The organism is Leuconostoc palmae (assembly GCF_019656075.1).
Taxonomy (GTDB): domain Bacteria; phylum Bacillota; class Bacilli; order Lactobacillales; family Lactobacillaceae; genus Leuconostoc; species Leuconostoc palmae.
This window is the reverse complement of record NZ_BPKZ01000007.1, coordinates 1-15970: the sequence shown is the minus strand read 5'-3', so window position 1 is coordinate 15970 and position 15970 is coordinate 1. Positions and strand designations below refer to the sequence as shown.

17 protein-coding genes, 2 pseudogenes and 1 riboswitch are annotated in these 15970 nt (G+C 35.3%); of the genes and pseudogenes, 6 read left to right on the top strand and 13 right to left on the bottom strand.

The window, feature by feature from the left end; all coding sequences use genetic code 11:
- From K5Q12_RS07255 to K5Q12_RS04720, 8 genes and pseudogenes are all read right to left on the bottom strand, one after another.
- On the bottom strand, positions 1-285 hold the full coding sequence (locus K5Q12_RS07255; protein ID WP_373306135.1) for an EAL domain-containing protein: 285 nt from the start codon (positions 283-285) through the stop codon (positions 1-3).
- Between the two features lie 133 nt (positions 286-418).
- Positions 419-781: a hypothetical protein gene (locus K5Q12_RS04755; RefSeq protein ID WP_220742572.1), complete on the bottom strand. Its 363-nt coding sequence runs from the start codon at positions 779-781 to the stop codon at positions 419-421.
- A 246-nt stretch (positions 782-1027) separates the two neighbouring features.
- Positions 1028-1387: pseudogene (locus tag K5Q12_RS04750) on the bottom strand (DUF1304 domain-containing protein).
- A gap of 146 nt (positions 1388-1533) precedes the next feature.
- Positions 1534-2004: a MarR family winged helix-turn-helix transcriptional regulator gene (locus K5Q12_RS04740; RefSeq protein ID WP_220742571.1), complete on the bottom strand. Its 471-nt coding sequence runs from the start codon at positions 2002-2004 to the stop codon at positions 1534-1536.
- Positions 2005-2078: 74 nt separating this feature from the next.
- Entirely contained in the window at positions 2079-2567 is a 489-nt protein-coding gene (locus K5Q12_RS04735) for an RrF2 family transcriptional regulator (protein WP_220742570.1), read from the bottom strand.
- Between the two features lie 52 nt (positions 2568-2619).
- On the bottom strand, positions 2620-4995 hold the full coding sequence (locus tag K5Q12_RS04730; protein WP_220742569.1) for a YhgE/Pip family protein: 2376 nt from the start codon (positions 4993-4995) through the stop codon (positions 2620-2622).
- A gap of 132 nt (positions 4996-5127) precedes the next feature.
- Complete coding sequence (adhE, locus tag K5Q12_RS04725) at positions 5128-7830, bottom strand: bifunctional acetaldehyde-CoA/alcohol dehydrogenase (RefSeq protein ID WP_220742568.1); 2703 nt, start codon at positions 7828-7830, stop codon at positions 5128-5130.
- Between the two features lie 361 nt (positions 7831-8191).
- On the bottom strand, positions 8192-8962 hold the full coding sequence (locus tag K5Q12_RS04720; protein WP_220742567.1) for a (S)-acetoin forming diacetyl reductase: 771 nt from the start codon (positions 8960-8962) through the stop codon (positions 8192-8194).
- Between the two features lie 157 nt (positions 8963-9119).
- Between K5Q12_RS04720 and K5Q12_RS04715 the strand changes: the two genes are divergently transcribed.
- Positions 9120-9800, top strand: coding sequence for a DUF6198 family protein (locus K5Q12_RS04715; protein WP_220742566.1), 681 nt, complete (start codon positions 9120-9122; stop codon positions 9798-9800).
- Between the two features lie 28 nt (positions 9801-9828).
- On the opposite strand, the gene K5Q12_RS04710 is transcribed toward K5Q12_RS04715, so the two are convergent.
- Both K5Q12_RS04710 and K5Q12_RS04705 read right to left on the bottom strand, forming a co-directional pair.
- Complete coding sequence (locus tag K5Q12_RS04710; protein WP_220742565.1) at positions 9829-10311, bottom strand: DUF805 domain-containing protein; 483 nt, start codon at positions 10309-10311, stop codon at positions 9829-9831.
- Between the two features lie 92 nt (positions 10312-10403).
- Positions 10404-10973, bottom strand: coding sequence for a folate family ECF transporter S component (locus tag K5Q12_RS04705; RefSeq protein ID WP_220742564.1), 570 nt, complete (start codon positions 10971-10973; stop codon positions 10404-10406).
- Between the two features lie 45 nt (positions 10974-11018).
- Positions 11019-11116: riboswitch (THF riboswitch) on the bottom strand.
- A gap of 217 nt (positions 11117-11333) precedes the next feature.
- Between K5Q12_RS04705 and K5Q12_RS04700 the strand changes: the two genes are divergently transcribed.
- Complete coding sequence (locus K5Q12_RS04700; protein ID WP_220742563.1) at positions 11334-11963, top strand: NAD-dependent epimerase/dehydratase family protein; 630 nt, start codon at positions 11334-11336, stop codon at positions 11961-11963.
- An 84-nt stretch (positions 11964-12047) separates the two neighbouring features.
- On the opposite strand, the pseudogene K5Q12_RS04695 reads toward K5Q12_RS04700, so the two are convergent.
- Together K5Q12_RS04695 and K5Q12_RS04690 are read right to left on the bottom strand one after the other, a co-directional pair.
- Positions 12048-12710: pseudogene (locus tag K5Q12_RS04695) on the bottom strand (IS6 family transposase).
- A gap of 140 nt (positions 12711-12850) precedes the next feature.
- Positions 12851-13111 (bottom strand): SemiSWEET family transporter, encoded by a 261-nt coding sequence (locus K5Q12_RS04690; RefSeq protein ID WP_220742562.1) that lies wholly within the window; start codon positions 13109-13111, stop codon positions 12851-12853.
- Positions 13112-13520: 409 nt separating this feature from the next.
- Here K5Q12_RS04690 and K5Q12_RS07250 point away from each other — a divergent pair, with 409 nt between their 5' ends.
- From K5Q12_RS07250 to K5Q12_RS04675, 3 genes are all read left to right on the top strand, one after another.
- Complete coding sequence (locus tag K5Q12_RS07250; protein ID WP_246570496.1) at positions 13521-13703, top strand: hypothetical protein; 183 nt, start codon at positions 13521-13523, stop codon at positions 13701-13703.
- An 85-nt stretch (positions 13704-13788) separates the two neighbouring features.
- Positions 13789-13998, top strand: coding sequence for a hypothetical protein (locus K5Q12_RS04680; RefSeq protein ID WP_220742561.1), 210 nt, complete (start codon positions 13789-13791; stop codon positions 13996-13998).
- A gap of 190 nt (positions 13999-14188) precedes the next feature.
- Positions 14189-14779 (top strand): site-specific integrase, encoded by a 591-nt coding sequence (locus tag K5Q12_RS04675; protein WP_220742560.1) that lies wholly within the window; start codon positions 14189-14191, stop codon positions 14777-14779.
- Positions 14780-14812: 33 nt separating this feature from the next.
- Here the strand turns inward: K5Q12_RS04675 and K5Q12_RS04670 are convergent, their stop codons facing one another.
- Entirely contained in the window at positions 14813-15571 is a 759-nt protein-coding gene (locus K5Q12_RS04670) for a helix-turn-helix domain-containing protein (protein WP_220742559.1), read from the bottom strand.
- Between the two features lie 288 nt (positions 15572-15859).
- On the opposite strand from K5Q12_RS04670, the gene K5Q12_RS07200 reads away from it, so the two are divergent.
- A partial coding sequence (locus tag K5Q12_RS07200; RefSeq protein WP_220742643.1) for a helix-turn-helix domain-containing protein occupies positions 15860-15970 on the top strand: 111 nt, incomplete at its 3' end.

The window sequence follows — 15970 nt, the reverse complement described above, 5'->3', positions numbered from 1 at the left end:
TTACATCCCTTTAAAGAAAAAACCTTGCTGATACGTTATTCCGATTGAGCAAGCTTGTTCATACTGCTTGTGATTTTCTATACCTTTCATTGCCCAAACACAGTTAGATAATTTTGATTTCAAACCTACCATTGCTGAACATTTGTCATTGAAATTTTGAGTGAAGCTACGTGATAATTTTATCCCATCAACAATATTAAGTGCACACAATGATAGGTTATTGTTGAGCTTGTTATCTATATCGTCGAGAAAAACCTTATACCCTAAACGTTTAGCAAAGTTGATAAAATGTACAATGTCTTGATAAGTTATATCTTCATAATCTCTCTGTAATTTCTAATACCAAGCGATTGGCATCATTTTGCATAGTCTTTAAAAAAATAAAAGTCGACTTGAGAACCGTTTGTCTTTTTCAATATTAATAGCAAAAAAAATGTTTGCCATCTCGCTGTAAATACTCTTGCAATTGACTAGTGACAAAAAGGAGAAAATTTTGATTACCCATTTCAGTGGTCACTTCTTCCAAAAATGCTGAGCCAATTTTCTTACTAACATAGGTGTAAATTATGATTGCTAATAAACTATAGAGGTATAAACCATTTAATGTTAATTTCCCAATAGACAGCAGATTATACAGTAACGGACAAAAAATTAAAATTGCCACAACAAAACTTTCAACAGCATTGTATTTAGTTGTATATTTTAAAATAGGCAAAAGTACCAAATTCAGTCCGATGCCAATGGCTGATAAAGTCATGACACCAAAAGTTATTGAAATCATTGTTCACTTTCTTTGTATACTGTGTAACATTAACATCTAAATTTTAACATACTATTCGATGGTTCTCTCAAATAAGCTAATAAATATACTCAATATTTGTTAATAACATCACTAATTGATATGCGTTTCTATTTTCCCAGAGAAAAAGGCAAACAAACGAAGAAATACCGGGTTGGATGAAAGACCTGTTAATCAAAAAAACTATTATGATGTAAAAAAACCGACCTACAAACAAAGGTCGGTTTTTTACTTGAGGTACAACGCAATAAGCGCAATAATTGCTGGTAATCCTTGAATGACTATAATTTTACGTGATGCTGTTAAACTACCATATACGGCAACTATGATAATAAACAACATTTCTAACTGAAGCATCAAGGTTTGTTGCGGTACAGACAATAGCAACATTGTGATTAAAATAAGTAATCCAAACAAGCCATTATAAACACCTTGATTAGCCAATAATACCTTAACCTCAGGTATCTGAACAACATTCTTTTTGAAATCAAAAGCTTTAGCTTATTGTGCGGTTGATCCGAACATTTCAACAGCCATAATAATAATTGCTTCAACAGCAACTAAACTCGTTATAATGTTTGCAAACATTTATTCTTCCTTTTCCTGTTTAATACGCATCACTATGACGCGCCTTATAATCAATGGGGTTAATACTGGTAACCATGTTTTCAACAAGCACCTCATCTTTCTGAGGACATGGTTCTGGAATCGCAATGACTTCCATTTGATGTATCTCACTCCTTTTGTGAAGATGATTCGATATGATCTTGAATCATTAATTGTAAAACATGATTTAAGTGCTGATTTGATTGCAAGGTTTCTTCTACTGATACACCACTGCGATCAATTAAGTCGTTACGCAAAGATTCAATTTCTACAAGAATACGATTTAATAGCTTTGATTGGCTATCTTTAATCTTTAAAAGATTAATTCGCTTATCAACAGCACTTTGCTCTTTTTTAAGCCAATTTTTTTGAACCAATTTATCAATTACTGGTGTTAACGTGTTACTGGATAATCCTAGTTTGTCACCAATGTCCATTAGTTTAACACCACCACGTTGATGAATGACTAACAAACTCATATACTGCAAATAAGATAAATCATATCTGTCTAGTACAAAAGCATATAAGCGGTGAAAGTAACGGTTAGTGTTATATATTGATAAACAAAGTTCATCGTAAATTGATTCTTCCTCTTGCATGATAACCTTCTTTTTTAATCTAACACAATTAGTTTAGAAAAAATAAAAAAGCACGTAATCATATGCGTGCTTTTTTATTGGCGCCAATCTATTTTTTCAAACGAATCTTTTTGAATGCCATCTAATACTTGTGCAATAGTATATTTTCGCAAACTATTTTTAAATTCTTGCTCCGCATCATTAAAAGCTGATAAAACATCATTTGTAGCTGTTTTTAATGCTTCCTGAACATCCTCAACTTTTTTATCAGACTCTTGACTCAAGAAAATACGATCTGCAAGTTGTGTTGAATTTATAAAACTACTATCTCCTTCAATAGCTTCATAAACATCTAATAAAGTAATGCTTTCAATTGGTCGTGCTAACTGAAAACCTCCTTCTTTACTCGCAATAGCTTTAACTATTCCAGCAACAACTAATTTACGCATAGTCTTTTTAAAATACGATTCTGATACTTCCAAACAGTTACTCAATAAATAACTTTTAATGGGTAACTGATCTTTTTGAAGTGCCAACATGACTAGTACAACTAAGCTTTGCTCAACTGCTTTTGACATTTTCATAAATTTCTCCAATACTTTGAGGTATAACATGTGATCCACAAAGTAGCTTAATCTATTCAGGTACTACTTGACTATTGTCATGCCAAATCAACAAATTATGCTTTAGCTTCCACTGATATGTGGCCCACGTTAGTACCATTGATACAATACCGACAGCTAACAAAATTGTCAAGTCAACTGCAACACTGCCACCAATAGAAATAACTTCTCGGAATGCATGTACAGAGTAGGTCATGGGTACCCAAGGATGAATAGCTTGGAAGAAACCATTTGAAAGCTCGATTGGGTATGATCCGGCACTTGCACTCAATTGTAAGACCAATACAATAATCATTAACCCTGATCCCAATTTACCAAACATGATACTAAACAATAATACAAGTTGATTGAAAGCAAACGCTACAACAAGGGCGACAAGATATAATAACGCTGTGTTTTTGGGCTGTAAACCATCTACTAGTAGTAATAATGATGTAATAATAATTGCTTGGGCAATCCAAACAGGAGCGTTAACTGCTTGCTTTTGTGCCCACCAAGCAAACCCATTTTTGGGCTTCTTAGCCACAGTAATGAAATCATAAATGGCACTAAACGTTATCATACCAACAAATAATCCGACTGACATCATATAGGGGGTCATTCCTGTCCCATTATTGTCAACATCTGATAAATTAGATTGTTGGCTCTTGACTGGTTGCGTTAATGCCGTAATATTGGCTTTATTGTTATGAACCTTATCTAGTTGAATAGCACCATCAGCCAATTTCTGTGCTAACGTTTCTGTCCCTGTCTGTGCTTGTGATAGTCCAACAGATGCTTGTTGAGTCCCATCCGCTAACTTCTGTGCACCTTGATTGAGCTGTCCAACACCATTATTCAATTGGCTATTTTTTTCTGCTAATTGGCCTAAGCCACCATTTAATTGATTAGCACCATTGACCAGTTGTGCATTTCCGTTAGCCAACTGACTCGCACCACTATTTAATTGTGATGATGCTGAAGCGACTTGTTGTTGACCAACATTTAGTTGCGCTGCACCATTGGCTAATTGATTTGCTGCCGGCACAAATTGTTGTGAAAGTACTTGACTTACTTGTGTTAAACTACCATTCAAACTATCAATAGCTTGCTTATTACCTGATTGAGCTGCTGACAACCCAGCTTGAAGCTGTGGTAATTGTTTTTTGAATGCAGCTAACTGTGGTAGTAACGCTTGTAACTGATTTAAATTAGTCTGCAATGATTCTGCAGCTTGCCCACTTTTTGCAAGATTGCTTTGTAGGCTTTGCGCTGTAATACCAAATTGTTGCGCAAAATCTTTGTGAGTTGTTAGGAAATCCTGAAAACTAGGATCTTCCATGAATGAAGCTATTTTTTTCGCATCAACGCCAGCGCCTGTTAATCCGTCTTGTAACGCCGTTCCAGACTGTGTCATCGCATTACTATCAATTGAATTTTCCGGCAATTGGATATTGTTAACCTGTTGGCTTAAGCTTGCTAAACCAGATTCCAATTGCTTGATTTGTACTGCCCCATTTGTCTGTCCTGTCGTGATGCTATCACTCACTTCTTGCAACTTTTTAGCTAATTCTTCAGCACCAGTTGCTAGTTGCTGACTTCCAGCTACTAGTTTTGGTGTGTTTTGTGCTAATTGTGATGTTCCTGAGGCTAATTGATTAGCACCCTTCGCAGCTGAACTAGCACCACTAACAAGTTGATTAGAACCACTGTTTGCTTGCGTAACACCATTTGTGTATTGCGCAATACCTCCCGCCAATGTTGACGAACCATTTGTGAGCGATTGCGCACCTATATTAAGCTGTTTATTACCATCTGCTAACTGTCCTAATCCTTTATTTAGTTGATTAGCACCATCTGATCCAGACTGAAATCCTTTTTTTGAAGTATTCGCAGCCGATAAAATAGTTTGATTATAGACTTTCTGTAGTGAACGATTAACATTACTTTGAATTTTTGTGGCAGCCGAACTTGTCATTTTTTCAGCAATAAAGCTTTGTCCCGCATTTTGTGCAATCATAATTTTAGATTGTTTAGGATGTCTGTCAAGTAATGTCCCCGAGTTAGCCGTAAAATTCTCGGGAATAGTAATTGTCATGTAGTATTTGCCAGATTTTAAACCTTCATTAGCCTTGTCTTCAGATACTTCTGAAAGTTTTAAAGGTTTTTCCTTCAACAGTTTATCAGTCAAATCTTGACCGAGATTCTCTGTTTTACCATTAATGCTAGCACTCTGATCATTATTCACAATGGCCACTGGTAAATTATCAAGCTTACCGTAAGTATCCCATAGTGATGACAGAAAAATGACAGCATAAACACTGGGTATAATAGCAATTCCAACTAGTAGGAGCTTTAGACCGCGTAGTTTACTAATACGCTGCCATTCTGCACTTTTCCAGAATTTCATCTTGTTAAGCCTCTTTTCGTATACTTGTTTTATCTATGGATACATTATATACACGGATTAAAAAGAATGCAAACAAAAAAGCAAAATTTCTTTTGCTTTCTGAAAAGTTTTCGATTGGTAACAGATAATCGTTTAAAGTTGCTCCATCAATAATTGCTTGATTTCAGCCAAACTTGGTTGGCGTGGGTTACCAGGCGTGCATTGGTCATTATATACAAGGTCAGTCAACTTATCAATATTTTTTTCAAGATCCGCTTTCTTAACACCATTACCTGACAGTGTTTGGTCAACTTCTACTGACTTTGCTAATTCTTTAATGGCTGCGATTAACGAATCAACTAATTCTGCATCTGTTGTCCCTTGCAAACCTAAGTAACGCGCAATGTCCGCATAGTCCTTTTGTGCTGTGTAAGTTTCGTAACGTGGGTATGGTGTACGCTTAACGTTACCTGTTACAGCATTAAACTTAATCACATGTGGCATTGCAATCGCAATGGCCAAACCGTGTGGCAATCCGAACTCACCACCAGTTTTGTGTGCAAGTGAGTGATTAATGCCTAAGAAAGCATTGGCAAATGACATACCTGCCAAAGTTGAAGCGTAATGCATTTTTGTACGTGCGTTCTGTCCTTCTTTGGTTGGCTGCTTTGGATCATATTTGTAAGATGTTGTGAGGTTTTCAAAAATCAATTTAATTGCTTGCAATGCCCATGGTCGTGTGAACTCTGAAGCCATGACTGATACATATGATTCAAAGGCATGTGACAAAGCATCTAACCCAGAAAAGGCTACTGTACGCTTTGGTACTGTCATGACAAATTCAGGATCGACAATAGCCACTTCAGGCGTTAGTTCATAATCAGCCAATGGGTACTTCACATGAGTGTGGTCATCTGTGATAACAGCAAACGGTGTTACTTCTGAACCAGTTCCTGAAGTTGTTGGAATAGCAACCATTTGTGTCAAACGCGCATGATAGAACTTAACGATACGCTTACGAATATCCATGAACTTCTGTTGCAATTCCATAAATAATTCTTTGATACCCACTTCATCTGACAAAATACCCTCATGACGTGTTGAGTATTCATACAAGAAGCGACCAATTTTTCCGGCATCTAACGCTGAACCACCACCAAGTAAAATCACTGTATCAGGCTTAAAGTCAGCCATTTGACGGGCAATGTCAACAGCTTGTGACAACGTTGGATCTGGCTTAACTGAACCATAAATGTTCGTTTCGACTTGTTCCTGACGAAGCTCAAGTTGACTCAAGACCTTACCAACAAATCCGAATTCCACCATACCAGGGTCAGCAACAATAAACGCGCGCTTAACTGATGGTAAATCTTGCAAATATGTGATTGCATTTGCTTCATAATAAACTTCTTTTGGTAAACGAACCCATTGTGGACGATTACGACGACGAGCAACTGTCTTAATATTGAGTAGGTCATATGTTGATAAGTTATGAGACAATGAATTCTTCCCCCATGATCCGGTACCAAGCGTCAATGATGGGCGCATAGCATCTGTATAGATATCTCCAACGCCACCAATTGAATCTGGCTGATTAACTAAGATACGTGATGCACCAATCGCATCAGCATATTCTTTAATAAATGGATCATCTTGTGAACCAATTTGAATTGCTGCATTGTGTCCTGCACCTTGGTAGTTCAATAAACCTTGTACGGTATCAATGGCTTCTTGGCGTGTGTTTACTTTATAGATTGATAGCAATGGTGATAACTTTTCTGATGATAATGCTTCACCAATGTTCTTTTGATCCAATTCAAACAACAAAACATCCTTACCTTCAGGAACTTTCACTCCTGCTTGTTCTGCAATCCAACGTCCTGACATACCTGCCACAGGTCCAGCAACACCAAACCCTTCAGCATTTGGCTTGAAAACATAATCTGCAATTTTCTTATAGTCTTTCTTTGGTACAAGGTAAGCGCCTTGATCTTGTAACTTTTGAAGCACTTCATCATAAATTGGTGCTTGAATAACTGCTGAGTTTTCAGTTGCACAAATCATACCATTATCAAAACGTTTTGATAATAGTAAATCAGATACCGCTCTATCTGTATCAACAGTAGCATCTAAATAAACAGCACCGTTTCCAGCTCCAACTCCCATTGAAGGATTTCCAGATTTCAAAGCTGCATTAACCATTGCTGGTCCACCAGTAGCCAATATCGATGCAATTCCCGGATTCTGAATTAAGGCACTCGTACCATAAATTGATGGTTTTTCAATCCATTGAATAAAGTTTTCTGGTGCTCCAGCTTTGACAGCTGCCTCATAAACAATTTGCGCAGCGTGTGATGATGATTTTTGCGCTTGAGGGTGGAAAGCAAAAATGATTGTATTACGTGTTTTAGCAGTCAGCATTGATTTAAAAATGGTAGTTGATGTTGGATTAGTAGTTGGTACAATACCAGCCAAGACACCAAGCGGTGCAGCTAATTCGACCTTTCCTTGAATTTTATCTTCATTAATAACACCAACTGTTTTATCAAACTTGATAGCATTATATACTGATTCCGATGCAAAACGATTTTTAGTATCTTTATCTTCCACAACACCTCGACCAGTTTCGTCGTGTGCTTCGTGAGCCAATAACAATGAATTTTCTGATCCAGCTAATGCCATTGCTGCAACAATTTTATCGACCTTCTCTTGTGAAAATGTAGAAAATTCAGCTAACGCTTTTTGAGATTTTTCAACTAATTTAGCTGTCATTTGCTCTGCTTGTGTTTGTAATTCTGCTTTTTCTTCAGGTGTTAAAACCTTTTTAGCAGGCTTTTTTGTTGTTACTTCTACCATAGTGAATACTCCTTTTATCGTTTGCTCATTTATTAACAATATAAGTATATAACACCCCTTTGTAAAAAGCAAGTTTTTTATTAATTTATCTTAAAAAGCTTATATAAAGGATTTTGTAAGCGTTTTTAAAATAAAATACTTATTGTGTATTATTAAACAATACAAAAGAAACATCCCCTTTTGTTGCAAGAAAAGGTTAAAAAAAACCGCCCATTAAAAGGTAGATTTTTTCATAATATGCTAGTTAAAAGAATAAATAATTTCTTTCTTAGCACTGTTTACCATACAACATACATGTTTATTTAAATCAATATGATAAGAAAATGGACAAAAATATTTTGTCCACTTTCTTATCATATTATTAATGAAATACCATACCACCATCAACAATAATCGTCTGACCAGTAATATAGTTTGAATCATCTCCTGCTAGGAATCCAACCACATTAGCCACATCTTCAGCTTCACTGAGATGACCAAGAGCTATGCCATTAGAAAATTGTGCCATGCCCCATTCGTCGTCTTTACCAGCATTCTGACCAACTTCATGAGCTATATCCCACATCATAGGCGTTTTGACAATACCCGGTGCAAAAGCATTAACGGTAATACCAAACTCTGCCAATTCTTTAGCTGTTGTTTGCGTAATACCACGAATAGCAAATTTGGTTGACCCGTAAACTGTCAAATTAGGATTACCTTCAACCCCTGCTTGTGATGTGGCATTAATAATTTTACCGCCATGTCCTAATGCTTTAAAAGCTTCGGTAGCAGCTTGTGTTCCCCAAACAACACCGTTGACGTTAATTCCCCATGTCCAGTTCATATCGTCTTCAGTAACCGCCATGATAGGGGTTGTTGGTGCTACACCAGCATTGTTAACGATGACGGAGAAATCACCAAACTTGGCTTTTGTTTCCTTAACAGCCGCAAAAACTTCATCACGCTTTGCGACATCAGCTTTAATCGCAATAGCTTCGCCGCCTTGTTGATTAATTTCGTTTGCTACTTTTTGCACTTTATCTAAATGACGACCAACCAGTGCCAACTTAAAACCATCATGTGCCAATCGTTCTGCAATTGCCTTTCCTATGCCTTGTCCAGCGCCTGTTACTAATGCTACTTTTGTCATGCTCATGTATCTTCCCTGTGTTTTAATATTTACACTTAGTAATATACTACATTTTGTGAAAAAATAAACATTATATTAAACATAATTCTGAAATAATTTCACACTTGCTTGTTGCCTTTGGTATAAAATAAAACTATTGTATTTACAGGAGACATATATGTACTACATCGATGGTCAATTTTATCAACTGGGATTAAAACAAAAAATCAGTTTTTTTATTATTTCTCTTATTATTAATTCTTTTGGTAATGGTTTGAGTGTTGCTTCAAGTATGGGCTCAGCACCATGGACCGCTGGTGCTGCAAATTTAGCTAACTTAACTGGCTGGCAAATTGGTATTTTTCTCGCAGCATTTGCCACGATTATTGCTTTTTTAAATATGGTGTTAGCTATGAATTTTAATTGGGCTAGACTAACAGGAAACATTATTTTTGGCTTATCGTTTAGTTTCCTAGTAAGCCTATTTTCGGCATTTTTTATTAGTTTCGGCATTCACCAGTTGCCTTGGTGGATAAGATTACCAATCGACTTTTTTGCCATTTGGAATATTGGTGTCGCTATTTCTATTTATCAGCGCGTGAATTGGGTACTACATCCTCTAGATGACTTAACTAATATCCTCCGATTTGATTATTTTCACGGTAACGCTTCTAAAGCACAAATGAGTAACTTCATCGTTGCTATTTTAATTTCCTTAGTCGCTTTTATATTCAGTCATCAGTTTGTTGCCCTAGGCATTGGCACTATCGTGTCGTTTTTCTTTCAAGGTAAAAATATTGCTTGGGCAGATAAACACATTTTTAAACATTTAGTGCATGGTGATGTTCGAGGTGATTAAAAAGCTTGGTATATAAATACCAAGCTTTTTAAATTAATTTTTTTATTTTATTATCAACCAATGATAACCAAATTCTAAAAAACAAACTCACAATCATTGGCCCAATTTGTAGAGTAAGCAAAAAAATCCCTGTTGGATGAAAAATAACCTCAATGATCAAAGCAACCACAGCAATAAGGACTGGAATGGCTTGCCACCATCCAGAAAAGCCTGCATCATGAAGTCGGCGTGCATAAAGAGCCATATTTGGCACTATCATGATGATAGCTAATAAAAACGAGACAACAATCACAACAGAAAGTGTGCCTAAGACAGAGGACATGTTCATTGGTTCAGCACTTTTGCTACCAAAATTAGCACCTAAAAGTGCAATTACAATGATTGTAGCAGCTAATATGAAATACACGATGCTCCAAAACCATGTAATCCAATTGAAAGCACTGCGTGAACTAGTGCCTTGAAAAACGGCATATTTTTTGAAAAAATCCCCTAGTGCTTGCCATGCTGTCATGCAACTCCCCCATACTTTTCATATTATTTGTTTAATTCTACCATTCTATTTTTTTGATAACAATAAAAAAACGGCGTCAGCCGTTTCCAATTTTATGACATAAATATCTTTTGTGTTGCTTGTTTTACAGCATTATTATTTAAAAACGCATAAACAATGATGACTTCAATAGGATAAAGAATTGCTGATTTTAAAAACCTTGGTCCAAGTAACGTGACAAATGTATCAACAGTGTGGACGTGGGAGTACATAATAAATAGCCAAATGGTATTTAAAACGATATTCACAATCAGAACAACTAAACCTTGCGTAATAATAACCCTAAACCAACTCAAGTGCGATTGATGATAGTATCCAATCGCGTAAATCAAAGCAGTAACAATAGCCGAAAATGTAAAACCGATAAAAAACGGCCCACTTGGATTAACTATTGTACTGTTAACAATATCTAAGACAATTGCAGTAAACACAGTCCATATTGGACCATACCATTTGGCAATTAGTGACATAACAATAAAAACAAAACTAATTTTTAACACGTTTGTCCCAACAGTTAGCTTACTAATTGCTAAATACAATGCCATCAAGAATGCTAAAACAACAAACTGACGTGTATCCAACTTTGGAATACGCCATAATCTTGAATCTTTCTGAACTTCCATTGTTCTGAACCTCCGAGTGGAGTGTTCACCGCAAATAATATATTTATTGGTGAATGTGATATTTGCATCGCATGTCAATGACATTTCGTTGAAGGCTCACATTCCGTCTCCTTCACACTTAACGCACAAATATCTACCCCTGTTTTATTTGTCTTTCGACTTGCTAATTGTAGCACGATTGAACACGAACATTATGTATTTTCTTAAAATTTATTCTTTATACGGTCTCAATAGCAGTTGTTTAACGGTTATTTCAGAAACACATAACGTATATCAATCGTGTTTTAATCCTAACATTGATATAATTAGATTAGAATTAACGATGATTGTTTTAATATTAAAAAAATGGAGGATAGTACTATGACTGAGACAAAAAAACAAAAAGTGATTATTGCTGGCGGCACAGGTTTTGTAGGTCAAGGCATTATAAAACAGCTTTCTCCAGATAAATTTGAGGTTCATAGTTTATCAAGACATTCACACCAATCTAATAACAATGACCCCACAACCTATCACGCTGTTGATCTCAGCAAACCTGAACAGTGGCGTAACATTGTTGCTGATGCTGATTGGGTTATCGATGCTGTTGGCATTCTGTTCCCCAGTATCTCTAAAAATCAGACCTATAAAAACAGTAGTTTTGAGCCAGCTAAACACCTGATTGATGTATTAGTAACAGAGACTAAACCCAAATTTTTGTTTATCTCTGCAAACACTGGTCCTTTCTTTATGAAATCATATCTTGATGCTAAACATGACGTTGAAACCTATATGTACAGTGCTATTCCAGATCGTGCTTATACTATCTATCCCGGTGTTATTTATGATAAAGATAGAAAAAGCTCATATTATCCTGGATTAATTTTGTCTAAACTTAAAAGTATTCGTTACTTCTACAATTTACGCCCTGTGCCTAGAAAACAATTTGCCAGAGAAATTGAAAAAATTTTAATTGGGAAAAATAGCCCACTAGAAAAGCGAACAATATGATGTCTATTTGGTTCTGGTGCAAAATTTAAAACAAAAGTATATTAACTGTTTTTCTTAACCATTGGAAGTTTACACCATCAATAGTTATTTCAATTCAGTGGTTACTGAAAACCCGAAGAGACTAACATTTCTTCGGGTTTCTTTTTGAATTGCATGGACAACTTCAACACCCGATAAAGTTCTGGTAGCTGTTCGGATGGTTTGAAAATCAGCTGAGCGAACCCGATGTCGCTTAATGAACCGATGATCTTGTTCAATTAAATTATTTCGATATTTAGAACATTGGTGATTTCCTTTCGCCAATAAGCCATCCTTAATTGCTTTCAAAGTCCCACCATACTGATCAGTGACCAAACAACTAGGACGACCATAGGTCGTTAATAGGCGTTTCAAAAAATGATAAACTGACTGATAATCACGATGTTTACGTAACTCAAAGTCTAGCGTTAATCCATGACTATCAATGGCACGATAGAAATAACACCAACGACCTTTGATTCTGATATAGGTCTCATCAACTCGCTAACTCTGACTATGTGAGCATCGCTGTTTCCGCCACAATAACTTGAATAGCGGACCATAATGGTGAACCCAGCGCATAACGGTCGTATGATGAACTGTAATTCCACGATCACGTAAGATTTCGACAATGTCACGGTAGCTCAATGAAAACCTAAAATAGTAGCCAACGGCTACCAAAATAATGTCTTTTTGGAAATGTCGACCTTTAAAATAATTTTCCACCACAGATACCTCATTTTTAGGCTAATTATAATTTAAACTGAAAATTTTTGCACCAGAACCATAAATAAAGGTATTTAAAAATTATTGGATTAAAAAAGAAATCCTTATTTTTTATAAAGATTTCCTTTTTTAATTTAGTTATTCTAAAAAGATGTTATAAAAGTTAATGTCCCAAATAGAACTCCAGCTATGTTGGGAATAATCAATATGTAATCTTTTTTTGGTTCATTAGTCCAACCATAAATTACCCATAATAAACAAGAAAAAGCTGCTATAGCAGGTTGCCAAGGTTGGCCTTTGTCACCGCTTAAGTTAGCAAATATCTGTGGTATGTACGCTAAAAAAACAGCAATACCAATAAATGCACCAATAGAACCAATACTTCTATGTATTATGTTTTTCACTTATTTTCCTCCTTGAACTGTTTAATTAAGTATATACTTAATTAAATATAGTGAATAGTATTCTGGTATCAACGACTATGGGGTCTATAAATTTAATAACCACGGGCGAGCTTAACTGTTGTGGTGGCAGATGTTTTAATCGAAATGATTGACCTTGTTATTGTTATTTTAGTCCACTATAATTTATAAGGTTTATGTAAAAGGCTTTCGAAAAGCTATTGTTGAGACTTATAATAAAAAGAACCCATCTGATATTGCTTTTTATCATGAGGGTTCTAAAAGTGAATGGGGGAATAATGATGTTTAAAGATTTGCATGATTATGTGAAAAAAATTATGAGGCTGGCAACTATGATGATATCAAGTCAGCCTATGCTTCTTGGGAATATGAGAAAAATAAACAAACTAGTATGACTGACTTTGAAATGGGTGTACAGAAGGCTCAGACAGATTATGATCAACATGGATATTTTGCGACATATCCAAGGTTGGCTATTGATATTTTGAACAAATTATTTTCTAATAAGGCTTCTGAAATTAGTGAATTTATTGATGGGTATAATTCTTATAAACTAAATTTTGATAAGGACTAATGCTTGTTATGAAATATATATGTTTTTCGTTAATAACATATACATAGGTGTATAATTAAAACAAAATCTTTTGGGGAAAATAATTGTGTCTATAGAAAAAAATTTTAATAATAAAAGTTATTTAAAAGGATTTAAAGATGGTACCATCGAGAAACACATCTATGACGATAATCGGAAGCATTTTTTACGTATATTCTTTTATCAGTTAGGTAAAAAGGTGCAAGATTCCTTGCGATCATATGATAAAAAAAATACGGAATATATGGCTGGTCATCGTGATGGGTTGAAGAGTTAGTTAACATAATCTAGCTTATTCAGATATAAATTAATTTAGGGTCCATAATTAACAAATAACCCCTTAAAAAACCTAATAAAACAGCCCCTAACAAATCAACTTGGTTTGTTAGGGGCTGTTTTTTAGCTTATACTTAAAATAACGCCTGTAATGGTTTGATTCTAATGCTTAAAAAAGAGGTGACTAGGTTATGGTGCAACAACTTGTTTTACCAATCAAAGATTCTAACGTCCTAACAAGTGTCCAGGAGACACTATTGGATAGTTTTCGAGCTGGTCGGCGTAATTACACCATTTTTCAACTGGGTAAAGCAACCCTACTGCGGGTCAGTGATGTCATGCAGCTGAAAAAGTCTGATGTATTCACCGCAGATGGAACGATTAAGCAAAATACATTTATCCACGATCAAAAAACAGGTAAAGCCAACACTCTTTACCTGAAACCTGTTCACACTGATTTACTGGCTTACTATGATTGGCTTCAGCAACAAAATCTGATTTCTGAGTGGCTTTTCCCTTCAATTCAGCACTCAGAGCGTCATATTACCGAGAAACAATTCTACAAAGTTATGGCTAAGGTGGGTGATCTATTAGGTATCAACTATCTCGGAACACATACCATGCGTAAAACTGGCGCTTATCGTGTCTATACACAGTCAAATTACAATATTGGCTTAGTCATGCAATTATTAAATCATTCTAGTGAAGCCATGACTTTAACTTATTTAGGTTTAGATCAAGCGAGCCGTGAAACCATTTTAGATCAAATTAATTTTGGCTAAATGTTATCAATAAAATTAATTTAACTCTTATTGTTATAGTCCACTTGTATTGGAAAATGGATTAAATGAATTACGAGGACCCATATTATTTTTATCGTACTTCATATACTGATCTGAGTTTCCAATATTATTTCGATATAGTGATGGGACTTCATTTTTAGTAATCAATTTGGCCCGTTTAACATAAGATCCTTTGTGTAATACGACGGCATAGTTCTGTCCTTTTGGAATCATGCCTACTTGAAATTTTAACCATTCTCCCTCACCAAAAATATTGCTTAGAACAAAGGCATCTACTGGCTTTGCTACATCAGTAATAATATTTTTAGTTGTCTTTGTGCCATCTTTATGAACAATTGTTTCTGGAACCTTAGCTTTTTTGGTTTCTATCTGTTCAGGTAGTAATGCATATCCATAAGTTTCCTTTAAAAATGGATTAAACCGATCGATTAACCCATTTTGAGTCGCTCTACCATAAGTTAAAATACTGATAAATAGTAAAAAAGCAATTGCTATTCCCCCGATTAGCAAAACAAATTTCTTGTATTTCTTCCCCATTACTAACTCCTTATTAATGCTGTCAATCATTTCTGTTCCCTCTTCCTTTAGTGTGGTGTCCAAAGAAAAGCCTAAATAATCACTTAACGTCACCAACATATCCAAACTGGGATAGGTATCGTTATTTTCCCAATGGGATACAGTTTGCCTAGTGACATGTAAGTCCATAGCCATCTGTTGCTGAGTTTTATTTAAAGCAATTCGACATTCCTTGAGTCTTTGACCGAGTTCCATATTAATTTCTCCTTGTACTTGAAATTAAGTATACGAAATAGACACGTAAAGGTCGAGCAAGTATCCTTTTGCATGTTGATATGAAAGTATTTAGAACGAATAAGATTGATTATATCTACCATAATGTTTATTAACTGCAATGAAAGAATATCAAATCAAGTTTTGTTAGATTTAAATATCATAATCATGATAAGACCCTTTATCATAAGGATTGGTAAGGACTTTCCATTGCTAAAATAATGTCACAGTATTATGTTTAATGTCATAACAAGTACAGGGAGGATAGTCGTGATATTCCATAATTTGATAAAGGAAAAGAGGAAAAAAATGTCTCTAACACAAATGGATTTGGCTAATAAATTGTTGGTCTCTAATAAAACCATATCTAATTGGGAGACA

Bases quoted from the DNA above. Each gene is read 5' to 3' on its own strand.
- K5Q12_RS04755 (WP_220742572.1), bottom strand. From the start codon at position 781: ATGATTTCAATAACTTTTGGTGTCATGACTTTATCAGCCATTGGCATC.
- K5Q12_RS04740 (WP_220742571.1), bottom strand. From the start codon at position 2,004: ATGCAAGAGGAAGAATCAATTTACGATGAACTTTGTTTATCAATATAT.
- K5Q12_RS04735 (WP_220742570.1), bottom strand. From the start codon at position 2,567: ATGAAAATGTCAAAAGCAGTTGAGCAAAGCTTAGTTGTACTAGTCATG.
- K5Q12_RS04730 (WP_220742569.1), bottom strand. From the start codon at position 4,995: ATGAAATTCTGGAAAAGTGCAGAATGGCAGCGTATTAGTAAACTACGC.
- adhE (WP_220742568.1), bottom strand. From the start codon at position 7,830: ATGGTAGAAGTAACAACAAAAAAGCCTGCTAAAAAGGTTTTAACACCT.
- K5Q12_RS04720 (WP_220742567.1), bottom strand. From the start codon at position 8,962: ATGACAAAAGTAGCATTAGTAACAGGCGCTGGACAAGGCATAGGAAAG.
- K5Q12_RS04715 (WP_220742566.1), top strand. From the start codon at position 9,120: ATGTACTACATCGATGGTCAATTTTATCAACTGGGATTAAAACAAAAA.
- K5Q12_RS04710 (WP_220742565.1), bottom strand. From the start codon at position 10,311: ATGACAGCATGGCAAGCACTAGGGGATTTTTTCAAAAAATATGCCGTT.
- K5Q12_RS04705 (WP_220742564.1), bottom strand. From the start codon at position 10,973: ATGGAAGTTCAGAAAGATTCAAGATTATGGCGTATTCCAAAGTTGGAT.
- K5Q12_RS04700 (WP_220742563.1), top strand. From the start codon at position 11,334: ATGACTGAGACAAAAAAACAAAAAGTGATTATTGCTGGCGGCACAGGT.
- K5Q12_RS07250 (WP_246570496.1), top strand. From the start codon at position 13,521: ATGACTGACTTTGAAATGGGTGTACAGAAGGCTCAGACAGATTATGAT.
- K5Q12_RS04675 (WP_220742560.1), top strand. From the start codon at position 14,189: ATGGTGCAACAACTTGTTTTACCAATCAAAGATTCTAACGTCCTAACA.
- K5Q12_RS04670 (WP_220742559.1), bottom strand. From the start codon at position 15,571: ATGGAACTCGGTCAAAGACTCAAGGAATGTCGAATTGCTTTAAATAAA.